This window comes from Natrinema longum (assembly GCF_017352095.1).
Lineage (GTDB): Archaea > Halobacteriota > Halobacteria > Halobacteriales > Natrialbaceae > Natrinema > Natrinema longum.
In genome coordinates, this window is sequence record NZ_CP071463.1 from 2,270,503 (window position 1) to 2,281,970 (window position 11,468).

Genomic DNA, 11,468 nt, shown 5'->3' on the forward strand with positions numbered 1-11,468 from the left:
TCGGGAACGTCTCCCAAACACGAATGCTACAGAAACCGGATTTGAGCGGCCAGACCGCGTTCATCACGGGGACGACGCGCGGAATCGGGAAGCAACTCGCACTGGCACTCGCCGAACAGGGCTGTAACATCGTCTCGACAGGCAAGACCGTCGACGACTCGGACTCGGACCTCGAGGGAACGATTCACAAGACGGCCGAGGAGTGTGCGGCGAAAGACGTCGAGACGCACGCGCTCCAGTTGAACGTTCGCAACGAGGACGACGTCGACGCGGCCATCGAGGAAGCGATCGACGAGATGGGCGAGATCAACATCGTCATCAACAACGCCTCTGCCATCCAGATGGGCGACGTCGAGGACATTCCGGCCAACCGGTACGACCTCTTGAACGAGGTCAACGTGCGCGGCACCTATCTGATCTCGCGGGGTTTCATCGACCACCTGAAGGACGTCGAGGAAGACGCCTGGATCCTGACGAACGCGCCGCCGGTCGAGATCGACCGCGCGCCGGGGAAGGCGGCCTATTCGTGGTCGAAGATGGGAATGTCGTTTATCACGCTGTCGCTGGCCCAGGAACTGGCGAGCGACGACATCGGCTGTAACTCCTTCTGGCCGGTGACTGCTATCGATACGCGCGCGACTCGCTACTTCGAGATGGGGACCGAGGACGACTGGCGCACCCCGGAGATCGTCTCGGATACCGTCCTCGAGATGCTGACACGCGACCCGGCCGAGTTCACCGGCAACCACATCTACGACGAGGAGTTCCTCCGCGAGGCCGGCGTCGAGGACTTTTCGGGGTACAACCTCACCGAGGGAGATCCGGCACCGATGTCCGCACAGATCTTCGATCCGGAGTACTCGCGGTGACGAGTCGCGTCCGAGCCCGGTGAAGGATCGCCGTTCTCGAGTCTTTGCCGCCGGCGATCCCCGAGCGCCGAACCCCTCTCGTAGCAGTCGGCTCGTCGCTCCTCGAGGAACGACAAAGTAAAAGGTCGCCCGTGGCGACGTGTCGAGTATGTTTGGAGGAGGCGGCGGCGGACTCAATCCGCGCAAGATGGAACAGATGATGGAGCAGATGGGTATCGACGTCGAGGATATCGACGCCGAGGAGGTCATCATCCGTACCGACGAGTACGACCTCGTCTTCGACGACGCCGAGGTCACCAAGATGGATGCCCGCGGGCAGGAGACCTACCAGGTCATCGGCTCGCCCGAGGAGGTCGAAGCCGGCTCGGCCGGTGGCAGTGCCGGTGACGAGTCCGGTTCCGATGCCGGCTCGTCGATCCCCGACGAGGACGTCGAACTCGTCGCTACGCGCGCCGGCGTGAGCGAGGACGAGGCCCGCGAGGCCCTCGAAGCGAACGACGGCGATCTCGCCGCGGCAGTCGGCTCCCTCGAGTGACTCGGGTGAGCGACCACGAGCGCGCGGACGACGACGCCGACGCCGGGACCGAGAGCGACGCCGACCGGGACCGCGTTCCGGTCTTGCTCGTCCGCGGCGACCGCGAGTACCTCGTCGAACCCGGCGACGAGATGGGGACCGACCTCGGCGTGCTCGAGGTCCCCGAGGACGTCCACTCGGGCGATACCCTCGAGACGCATCTGGGCGACGAGTTTCAGGTCCGTCGACTGCGCGGCCCGGACCTCTTTCATCACTTCGAGCGGACTGGCGCGCCGATGGTCCCCCGTGACATCGGACTGGTACTGGGCGAAACGGGAATCGCCGGCGGCGACCGCGTGCTCGACGCCGGGACCGGAACCGGCGTGCTCGCGGCCCTGATGGCGCGTGCCGGTGCCGAGGTCGTGACCTACGAGCAAGACCCGGAATTCGCCGACGTCGCCCGCGAGAACATGGCGCTTGGCGGCGTCGAGGACGCCGTCGACGTTCGAACCGGTGACGTCCTCGAGGACGTCGACGCCCTCGAGCCGTCGTCCTTCGACGTCCTGACCCTCGATACGGCCGACGCACCCGCGATGGTCGAACACGCGCCCGACCTCCTGGTCGACGGCGGGTTCGTCGCGGTCTACAGTCCGTTCATCGAGTCGACTCGCGAGGTCGCCGAGACCGCCCGCGAGGTCGGCCTCGCGAACATCACGACCCGCGAGACGATTCAACGCGAGATGCAGTTCGACGAACGGGGCTCGCGGCCCTCGACCGCGCCCGTCGGTCACACCGGGTATCTGACGATCGCGCGGAACGAATAGAGCCACATAAATTCACATATCTTTTTGTTCGCGAATTCTCTGTATCCCCTTTGGAACTAGTTCGTGCATCAATATAGATATAGCAATTCCAGAAACTACGATCCAATATATCGATAGGTTTACTAGATTACTATCTACGTAGACGAGAATAAGCGCAATAATCGGTGCCCCTAATAAAGACTTTATCATATCCATTGTTAATTCCATTTTCCAAATGTGACTCAGTTATTTTTGATTCTGTGCCCTATACGCATATAATATCCGGTTATTTAACGGCTGGAGTATTTATATTAGAAGTCAGGGCAATAGCTATGCTCGGGTAGGGCAAAGAATGTCGTCAGACCGGCTGCATCTCGAGAAGGTTTCCAAGAGGTCATCCCACCTTTAAATGTCCACATTTTTTGATCCCGAACATGGGGGAGGCTTTGATCCCATTCTAAACTACCCATCGAGACAACGTTACCGGCGGCAGCACTAATCACTGCTCCAAGTGCATCAGCAACAGAATCTCGCTTCAGGATCTTAGCAAATGCCTTAGGGACTTTTTTAGCCATTGATTTTATAACCTGCCCAACAAGTACTGCCTTTGATACTGTAGCAGCATGTTTATTCAGTTCAACACACGCCACATGGTAGCTATGCTTAAGACAATCAAATGTGCAGGAATCGAGATACACCCGCTTATCCCCAACCCTTTCTATCACGTTAGGGGTGTCTGATGCTTGTATGGCTACATCATTCGTAATTAGGTCAGCTTCTTGGTCTTGAGCATTGGGATCATAAACCAATCCTCGTTCATCATCATTATCATTTGACTGGTTTTTCTGTAGGCCTTTTTTCCCCTTCTCTTCGGGATATCATTCGAACGTCTTTTTCCGTGAGGTTTTTTTATAACCCCGTCCAGAATTTCGTTCGAATATTCTTTCACGTATACTTTTCTCGTGTCTTTTTCAATTATGTTCAGCTTCCTTTCATCATTCTGCTCAAATTGATAATACCACTTATTTTTATCTTGACCAAGATATTCCATACCCTGGTATTCATGGTTCTGATCCTCGCTCAACCGTGCAGCACTACTGGAAGGGATAATCCCCATACTTGTTAGAGCAATCCCGCTCGTCAGCACCTTTCTTCTCCTCATATAATTATATTCAATTAACACATACATATATTTTTTTATTTAAGATAATTAGAATTTTTAAACTTAAATAATATTAATGTATAGAAACAAAGTAATCATTACTGTTATCTCTAATATATCAATTTTATCTTATATTATTTTAATATTTAAATTATATCTATTGTATTCTGGTACCCAAAGAAGAGTGCGCTATCAATCGAGAAGCAACGCTACTAACGAAAACGACACTGCAAAACTGGCAAGAGAGGACGAGGACTTTTATTCAAAAAATTTGCCGAGGGACATCGCGAGCGAGGCGCTCAGTGCCTCGCTCGCGATAGACCGCAGCGCAAAATTTCGTTAGTTGTCGTCCTCGCGCCACTTGTGCTCGCACTCGGTGCAGATGAAAAAGCGCGTCTCGGACTCGTCGGCCGACCGGATCTGTTGCATGTACCAGTGGGCGCGGCCGTTGCCACACTCGGGACAGATCGCGTCGGTTTCGGGCAGCGAGGTCTCGCCGGAGGACTCGATGACCTCGCTGGCCTCCTGATCGTCGGTGACGATATACTGGTCCGCGTCGCCTTTCGGTTTCGTAAACCCACAGCTACCACACTCCCAGAGGCCGTCCTCGGCTTTCATCATCGAACCGCATTCGTCGCAAAATTCCATCGTTGTCCGGGCTACGGGGGTCGAGTGACTTAAGAGACCTGTTTAGGCTCGCCGACCGGCCGCGGGGTCGCCCCCGCGAGCTAGCCCTCTCCCTCCGACTGGTAGGGCTCGCCGACGGCCTCCCGCGGAAGGACGTTGTGGAGTTCCGCCCGGAGGTCGTCCATCGATTCGAAGCGGTCGCGCTCGCTTTTTTCGACGAGCGCCCCCAGATTCCGCTCGCCGTCGGCGAGCAAGAGCGTGACGTCCTCGAGTTCGGTGGCGGCGTCGTCCTGCGAGATCGGGTACTCGAGGTCCGCGAAGACAGCGTCGATTCGACTGAGTTTGACGTCGGACATGGGTAGGTTGACGCGCCGGAGTGGCTTGTAGTGTCGCCCTGCTGGAACGGAGCATCCGCTCACGTGACATTTCGATTCGAAACTATAATCGGGCGAGATAACACAGGTATTGTCCATGCGGAGACTCGTGGAGCGGCTCGTCGCGCCGTTTGCCGTGGATCGACGGGTGCTCGCGCTGGCGGGTGCCCGGATGGCCGACGGGATCGGGAACTCGTTTCTGATCATCGTCATTCCGCTGTACGTGACCAGCGGCGTCGTCGGCGGGACGGCGTTCGGTCTCGGGGAGTCGATGATCATCGGGCTTGTTCTCTCGCTGTTTGGCTTCCTCAACAGCAGTTTTCAGCCCGCTACCGGCCGCCTGTCGGATCGCATCGGGCGGCGAAAGCCGTTCATTCTGGTCGGCCTCGCCGGGCTCGCGATGACGAACGTGGCCTACGTTTTCGCGGAGACGTACGTCTCGCTGCTGGTCATCCGCGGGTTACAGGGCGTCAGCGTCGCCTTCATCATCCCGTCGTCGGTGGCCCTGGTCAACGAACTCGCGACGACGGGCGATCGCGGCGGGAACATGGGGGTCTACAACACCTTTCGGCTGGTCGGTTTCGGTGCCGGCCCGGCGGTCGCCGGTGCCGTCGTCAGTCGCGGCCCGTACGCGCTTCCCGGCGGGGCGGTGATCGACGGCTTCGACGCAGCCTTTTATATCGCGACGATCACGGCCACGATCAGCTACGTCATGGTGACGGTCCTCGTCTCCGACCCCGAATCGACGGCCGCCAACGCCGGCGCGGACCTCTCGATCCCGATCCTCGACCGGTCGGGCACGAACCTGCTCGATCCCGTCTTCACGCTCGGCGTCGCGTCGCTGTTCATGGCGACCGCGATCGCGCTGTTCGCGACGATCCAGCCCCAGGTCAACGCCCGCCTCGAGCAGGGATCGACCTGGTTCGGGCTGCAGTTCGCGGCGTTCATCATCGCGCAGGTCGCCCTCCAGACGCCGATCGGGCGGGCCTGCGATCGGTACGGCCGACGGCCGTTCATCGTCGTCGGAATGCTGTTGCTGGTGCCGACGACGCTCGTACAGGGATTTCTCTTCTCGTCCGTTTTGATGTTCCTCGCCCGGCTGTTCCAGGGCATCGCCGCCGCGATGGTCTTTGCCCCGTCGCTGGCGTTGGTGGGCGACCTCGCCGGTCCGGGCGAGTCCGGGTCGAAGCTGTCGGTGCTGACGATGGCGTTTGGCTACGGGATCGCCCTCGGGCCGCTTTCCTCGGGCGCGCTGGTCGGGTACGGCTTCGAAGTTCCATTCGTCTTCGGGACGTCACTCGCAGTGCTCGGGGTGGTTCTCGTGTATACGCAGGTCGAAGAGACGCTCGAGACGACGGCCTCCGTTCCGGTCGTGGGAAGCGATTGAGGGGGCGCGTCGCCATACTACTTTGAGGACGGCCCGAGTTGGGGAGTGTATGTGGTCGATCACCACTGTACAGACCAATACTCTCGGAGTCGGGGGATCGCCATGACGACACCCCCCGACGACGACTCGATCCGCCCGTTCGAGGTGTCGGTCGATCGAGACGAGATCGACGACCTCCGGCGGCGGCTGGAACGGACGCGCTGGCCCGACCAACTCCCCGACTCGGGGTGGGAATACGGGACCGAACGCGAGTCGCTCCGGGAACTCTGCGAGTACTGGCACGAGGAGTTCGACTGGGCGGCGTTCGAGGATCGGTGCAACGAATTCGAGCAGTACGAGACGACGATCGACGGCCAGCGGGTCCACTTCTATCACGTTCGCTCGCCCGAGCCGGACGCGACGCCGCTCGTCCTGAGCCACGGCTGGCCGGGTTCGGTCGCGGAGTTCCTCGACGTGCTCGGGCCGCTCGCGGATCCGGCGGCCCACGGCGGCAACCGGGCGGACGCGTTCCACGTCGTCGCGCCGTCGCTCCCGGGATTTGGCTTTTCCGGCCCCACCAGCGAGCAGGGGTACGACGTCCCGCGGGTAGCGGACACCGTCGCCGAACTGATGGATCGGCTCGGCTACGACCGATACGTCGCACAGGGTGGCGACTGGGGTGGGCTGGTCACCGCCTTGCTGGGTGCGAACTATCCCGACCGCGTCGAGGCGATTCACACGAACATGCTCTTCGTGAATCCGTCGTCGCTCGAGGCAGAGGACCCGACGGAACTCCTTGACGAGCAAGGGTGGGCCGACTACGAGGCGACCGCGGAGTTCCGCGACGGAGAGACCGCGTATCACGAGATTCAGGCGACCAAACCACAGAGTCTTGCGTACGGACTCACCGACTCGCCGGCCGGACTCGCTGGCTGGATCGTCGAGAAGTTCCGGACCTGGAGCGACTGCGACGGCGACCTCGACGCTCACTTCGATCGCGACCGGCTGCTCGACAACCTCAGCGTCTACTGGCTCACGGGGACGATCAACTCCTCGATGCGGATCTACTACGAGACGGACGTGGGAGCGGCGACGCCGGACGCCGTCGACGTGCCGACTGGCCACGCCCGCTATCCGGCGGAAGTGTACAAGACGCCCCGCGCCTGGGCGGAGGCGGTCTACGATATCCGTCACTGGTGCGAGATGCCCGAGGGTGGCCACTTCGCGGCGATGGAAGTTCCCGATCTCTTCGTCGACGACCTGCGGTCGTTTCTCGGCGAGTTCGACTGAGAGAGGCGAGGCGAGCGCCCTCGAGCCCGCGCCGGGACGCAACGCAAAAGTAGCGGATCCGCATACGGTTCGACGATGACGCTCTCGGAGGAGGCCCAGGACCGGTTGGCGGACGTGGTGGAGCTACAGCCGACGAAGAATTCCGAACTCCAGGAGCGCTGGGGAATGGACAGCGGCAGCGAGGTCCACCAGTACTTAGAGAACGAACTCGGCGACTACTACTTCCGGGACGACAACAGCCTGATCCGCGCGACCGCGGAGGCGGCCGATCTGGTCGACGTCGAACCGGGCATCGAGAGCGATCCCGAGTCCGACGGCGTCCCCTCCAAGATCCGCGTGCCCGAACTACAGGCCCGGATCGTCGCGGTACTGGCGGGTCCCGAGGAGCGATCCGAGAGCGTCGTCTCGGTGCTCCACAAGCTCCGAGACGAGTACGACGTCGATCCCGAGGCCGAGGCCGTCCGTTCGGGCCTCCAGAGCCTGCGCCGGAAGGGCGTCGTCGAGGTCGAGTACCGCACCGTCCCCACGTTTCGGCTGGTGGTCGAGCGCGACGACCTCGAGGTCGCCGTCTCCGATTGACGCCTCGGTCGGGACGCGTTATACCCCCGGTCGCCGTCGCCGCCGGCGTTCCGCGAGGAGTTGCTGGACCCGTTTTCCGGGCCCGCCCTCGATCGGCCAGCCGCGGGTACGCCAGACCGGCGGCTCGGGTTCGAACTCGTCACAGGTGCCGGAACACTCGGCGGCCGTCTGGGAGCAGCCCTTGGCGGCGCAGTGGGGGCGCGCCTGCACACCGTCTCGAGCGCACAACTCGAAGTATCGGCAGTCGGGACGCATCGTGTCGACGAACGACCGCCAGCCGCGTTCGTAGGCCCGTTCGGCGATCGCGAGCCGTTTCGCGGCTTTCCAATCGGGATCGACGTACTCGAACCGGGCGGCAGAGTCGTCCCGCTCCCCGCCGTCGGGACGGTCGAGGATTCGACTCCCCGGCTCGTCGATCGCGAGCGATCGGGGGTGCCACTCGACCTCGGCGGTCAGGTCGTCGGGCTCGAGTGTGAGGATCCCTGCCTCGACCGGCAGGTCCTCGAAGAGCGCGGGTTCGACGCGCTCGTCCGTTTGTCGGGTTGCAACCCAGACTTCGTCGGCCAGCCCGACGGCGACGTCGTACTCGAGTTGCGAGCCGAGCGCGCGGGCGGCGCTGGCGTCCAAGTCCGGCTTGTTCTCGATGGCGACGACCCGCTCGAGCCAGTCGGGATAGGTCCACTCCCGCCGGATCTCGATCCGATTGCCCCGCTTTCTGGTCTCGAGGATCCCCCGGTCGTCGGCGCGGTGGATCGCCTCGCGGACGTATCGCCAGGGGTAGCCTGGCTGTGGCAGGGCATCGCGGTAGTAGGTCCACTCCCCGGGAGCGTTGCCGACGACGTGGCGGAGATCGCTGTCGAGTCGTTCGAGGCCGAAGTTCGCTCGCTGGCGGAGGCCGTCGCGGTTGCATTCGAGGACGATCGTGTCCCAGCGACGGCGTTTCGTCCCGAGTTGGCGAGCGACGATGACCACGGTGTCGTCGCCGACGGAGTCGTTCCCGGGCGGCCACTCGAGTTCGGCCCACCGGCAGGTCCGCAACTCGAACGCGAATTCGCTCTCGGGGTCTCGAGTCACTGTTCTTCGTAGGGTCAGGGCCACTATGTGTGCTCCGGTGCGTTCGTCCGTTTCCGACCCGGCCACGGCGGAACGCAGAATCGGGCTAGAACGACAGTGACCGATTTCGGTGGTTTTCGCTCCGATTTCAGACAGATGTCGGCGCTGTGGCTGACTGCGAGTCTCGGTCGCGCTGACCGCCGCGGGGGCCTTGCCGAACACGCGGAAGATCGCAACGTTCGCGTCGAATCCGACGAACGACAGGAGTACTCCGCCGACGGCGGGGACCAGCGGGACCGAATTGACGATCGTTGATCGCTCCGATGGCGTGCCTACTCTTCGTCCTCCTCACGTTCGTCGAGGAACTCGTGGGCTTCCTCGAGGATCTCTCTGGGGCCGTCCTGCGTGACGGTGTTGATCGCCTGTTCGTAATCGCGCCACTGGAGGTCGCGATGTTCGTTTGACAGTTCCGCGCTCGCCTCGAAGGACTTCGCGACGAAGAGGTGAACGGTTTTGTGGATTGTTTTCCCGTTCGCTTCGAAGACGTAGTCGTAGTCCCTGCGAAAGCCATCGAGGAGCCGGAACTGTTCGATACCTGCCTCTTCCGTTACTTCGCGGATCGCCGTCTGCTGTAGTTCTTCATCTCCTTCGACACCGCCCTTGGGAAACTCCCAGTCACCTGGGCGGCTCTTGAGTAGAAGATACTCGCGCCGGCCCCGCGTATCGCGGAAGAGGATCGCGCCTGCGCTCGTAGCTTCGACTGCCATTACGTGGGCTAACAGGTGCGACGTTAAGAGAATATCGGACTGTTCGTCCAGCGTATACTGATTCCTGGCCGGATCCCCGCCGGTCACCGGGCGATCGAGCGCCGTCGATGACCGACTGTGGACGCGATCGTCCCGTCTCAGCAGGTTTTTACGCTCCCACCGTGGACGTATGCGACAACACCAGCTATGACCTTCGTCACCCGTCTCACCCTCCAAAGCGGCGATCGAGCCGCGCTCGATGGCATCGTCGAGGACATCAAAACCAACGCGGAACGAAAGGGGGCAGCGCTGAAAGGTCCCCACTCCCACCCACCGGAGACGTTCTCGGTTCCACAGCGCTGTCGGCTCCATGCCGACGACGACCGACAGTTTTCCTCGTGGGAGTACACCGTCTTCACCCGCGAACTCGAGATCCACGGCCACGACAGCCTCGCACGCAACATCGCCGCACAGAGTTTCCCCGACTCGGTCCACATCGAGGCCGAAGTCGAACAGATCCACGGCGCGGGTCGCGGGAACTGAACTGCCGGAGACGGCCCCGCAAGCCGATCGTCTCGAGGAGAGACGGCGACAGGGCTTTTTATCGTTCCCGTCGAGGACAGGATATGACCGCAGACGACCTCGTTTCGCTGCGCCGAGACCTTCACCGGAAACCCGAACCCGCCTGGCGGGAGTTCTATACCACCGCACGGATCGTCGCGGAACTCGAGTCCCGACTCGGCGACGACCTCGCCGCCCTCCACGTCGGTCCCGACGCCATCGCGGGTGACCAGCGGATGGCCGTCCCCGACGACGCGGAACTCACCCACTGGTACGAACGGGCCCGGGAGACGGGCGTCGACGAGGCCGTCCTCGAGCGACTCGAAGGAGGGTACACGGGTGCGGTCGCCGTCCTCGAGCGCGGCGAGGGACCGACCGTCGGCCTCCGGGTCGACATCGACGCCCTGCCGCGGCCGGAGTCGGACGACCCCGCCCACTGGCCCGTCGCCGAGGGTTTTCGGTCCGAACACGAGGGTGCGATGCACGCCTGTGGCCACGACGCCCACGCGACCATCGGGATCGGCGTCCTCGAGGCCGTCGCGGACAGTGACTTCCGGGGCACGCTGAAGGTGTTCTTCCAACCCGCCGAGGAGGTCGTCGGCGGCGGCAAGTCGATGGCGGAAAGCGAGCACATCCGGGATATCGACGCCCTGCTCGCGGTCCACATCGGCCTCGATCACCCGACCGGTGAGGTCGTGGCCGGCATCGACGGCTTTCTGGCAGTCTCTCATCTCGAGGCCGAGTTCACGGGCGAGTCGGCCCACGCCGGCGGCCACCCCGAACAGGGACGAAACGCGGTGCAGGCGATGGCGACGGCCGTCCAGAACCTCTATGCCATCCCTCGGCACAACGACGGCACGACGCGGGTCAACGCGGGCGTCGTCGAGGGCGGGAGCGCCGCCAACGTCATCCCCGACGAGGCCAGAATCGTCGCCGAAGTCCGTGGCGAGACGACCGAACTGATGGAGTACATGAAGCGACGGACCCGACGGGTCCTCCGGAGCGCCGCCGAGATGCACGACTGCGAGGTCGAGATCGAGACCGGGGCCGAGGCTCCCAGCGCAACCAGCGACGCGGAACTCGTCTCGATCGTGGCCGACGTGGCAGGCGACACCGCAGGGATCGAGCGGGTGCTCGAGCGCGACGAACTCGGCGGGAGCGAGGACGCGACGTTCCTGATGAAAGAAGTACAGGAAAACGGCGGGACGGCCTGCTACGTCGGGGTCGGGACCGACCACCCCGGCGGCCACCACACCGCGACGTTCGACGTTGACGAGGCCAGCATCGGCCACGGGATCGACGTACTCGCGGGAGCAATCGAGCGAATTAGCCGTCGACACACCTGATCGAGACGTTCTCGACCGATCTCGAGCGGGAGTGGCCGGGAGCGGGCTCCGAGCAACGCGAGGAGTCCGCGACTCTACGGAAGAGCAAACTCTTCCGAACATCGCGGAAACGAAGGTTCCGCTCAACGGGGAAGGGCAGGCCGTTGCCCAGTAACCGACCGCGAGTGAGCGAAGCGAA

General features: G+C 62.4%; 14 protein-coding genes. 8 read left to right on the plus strand and 6 right to left on the minus strand.

What is annotated here, in order from left to right:
• Nucleotides 1-23: 23 nt before the first annotated feature.
• The 3 genes from J0X27_RS11215 to J0X27_RS11225 all read left to right on the plus strand — a co-directional run bounded on the left by J0X27_RS11215 (nt 24) and on the right by J0X27_RS11225 (nt 2,207).
• Nucleotides 24-869, plus strand: a complete 846-nt coding sequence (locus J0X27_RS11215; RefSeq protein ID WP_207269275.1) for an SDR family oxidoreductase — start codon at nt 24-26, stop codon at nt 867-869.
• A gap of 148 nt (nt 870-1,017) precedes the next feature.
• A complete protein-coding gene (locus tag J0X27_RS11220; RefSeq protein ID WP_207269276.1) occupies nt 1,018-1,404 on the plus strand; it encodes a nascent polypeptide-associated complex protein in 387 nt (128 codons plus the stop codon).
• A 5-nt stretch (nt 1,405-1,409) separates the two neighbouring features.
• Nucleotides 1,410-2,207, plus strand: coding sequence for a methyltransferase domain-containing protein (locus J0X27_RS11225; protein WP_425491904.1), 798 nt, complete (start codon nt 1,410-1,412; stop codon nt 2,205-2,207).
• Nucleotides 2,208-2,497: 290 nt separating this feature from the next.
• On the opposite strand, the gene J0X27_RS11230 is transcribed toward J0X27_RS11225, so the two are convergent.
• The 4 genes from J0X27_RS11230 to J0X27_RS11245 all read right to left on the minus strand — a co-directional run bounded on the left by J0X27_RS11230 (nt 2,498) and on the right by J0X27_RS11245 (nt 4,331).
• Nucleotides 2,498-2,884 (minus strand): hypothetical protein, encoded by a 387-nt coding sequence (locus tag J0X27_RS11230; protein ID WP_207269278.1) that lies wholly within the window; start codon nt 2,882-2,884, stop codon nt 2,498-2,500.
• 68 nt (nt 2,885-2,952) lie between these two features.
• On the minus strand, nt 2,953-3,348 hold the full coding sequence (locus J0X27_RS11235; RefSeq protein ID WP_207269279.1) for a hypothetical protein: 396 nt from the start codon (nt 3,346-3,348) through the stop codon (nt 2,953-2,955).
• 339 nt (nt 3,349-3,687) lie between these two features.
• A complete protein-coding gene (locus tag J0X27_RS11240) occupies nt 3,688-3,996 on the minus strand; it encodes a transcription factor S (RefSeq protein WP_207269280.1) in 309 nt (102 codons plus the stop codon).
• An 80-nt stretch (nt 3,997-4,076) separates the two neighbouring features.
• A complete protein-coding gene (locus tag J0X27_RS11245) occupies nt 4,077-4,331 on the minus strand; it encodes a DUF5789 family protein (RefSeq protein ID WP_207269281.1) in 255 nt (84 codons plus the stop codon).
• 115 nt (nt 4,332-4,446) lie between these two features.
• On the opposite strand from J0X27_RS11245, the gene J0X27_RS11250 reads away from it, so the two are divergent.
• From J0X27_RS11250 to J0X27_RS11260, 3 genes are all read left to right on the plus strand, one after another.
• Nucleotides 4,447-5,736, plus strand: a complete 1,290-nt coding sequence (locus J0X27_RS11250; protein WP_207269282.1) for an MFS transporter — start codon at nt 4,447-4,449, stop codon at nt 5,734-5,736.
• Nucleotides 5,737-5,838: 102 nt separating this feature from the next.
• The gene (locus tag J0X27_RS11255; RefSeq protein WP_207269283.1) at nt 5,839-7,005 is read left to right on the plus strand and encodes an epoxide hydrolase family protein; all 1,167 of its coding nucleotides are present in this window, start codon (nt 5,839-5,841) and stop codon (nt 7,003-7,005) included.
• A 75-nt stretch (nt 7,006-7,080) separates the two neighbouring features.
• The gene (locus J0X27_RS11260; protein ID WP_207269284.1) at nt 7,081-7,584 is read left to right on the plus strand and encodes a DUF5797 family protein; all 504 of its coding nucleotides are present in this window, start codon (nt 7,081-7,083) and stop codon (nt 7,582-7,584) included.
• A gap of 18 nt (nt 7,585-7,602) precedes the next feature.
• Here J0X27_RS11260 and J0X27_RS11265 read toward each other — a convergent pair whose 3' ends face one another.
• The gene (locus J0X27_RS11265) at nt 7,603-8,658 is read right to left on the minus strand and encodes a DUF5787 family protein (protein WP_224214591.1); all 1,056 of its coding nucleotides are present in this window, start codon (nt 8,656-8,658) and stop codon (nt 7,603-7,605) included.
• A 311-nt stretch (nt 8,659-8,969) separates the two neighbouring features.
• Entirely contained in the window at nt 8,970-9,404 is a 435-nt protein-coding gene (locus J0X27_RS11270) for a bis(5'-nucleosyl)-tetraphosphatase (protein ID WP_097380539.1), read from the minus strand.
• Between the two features lie 186 nt (nt 9,405-9,590).
• Between J0X27_RS11270 and J0X27_RS11275 the strand changes: the two genes are divergently transcribed.
• Together J0X27_RS11275 and J0X27_RS11280 are read left to right on the plus strand one after the other, a co-directional pair.
• The gene (locus J0X27_RS11275; protein WP_097380538.1) at nt 9,591-9,926 is read left to right on the plus strand and encodes an uS10/mL48 family ribosomal protein; all 336 of its coding nucleotides are present in this window, start codon (nt 9,591-9,593) and stop codon (nt 9,924-9,926) included.
• 83 nt (nt 9,927-10,009) lie between these two features.
• The gene (locus J0X27_RS11280; RefSeq protein WP_207269285.1) at nt 10,010-11,290 is read left to right on the plus strand and encodes an amidohydrolase; all 1,281 of its coding nucleotides are present in this window, start codon (nt 10,010-10,012) and stop codon (nt 11,288-11,290) included.
• Nucleotides 11,291-11,468: the final 178 nt, after the last annotated feature.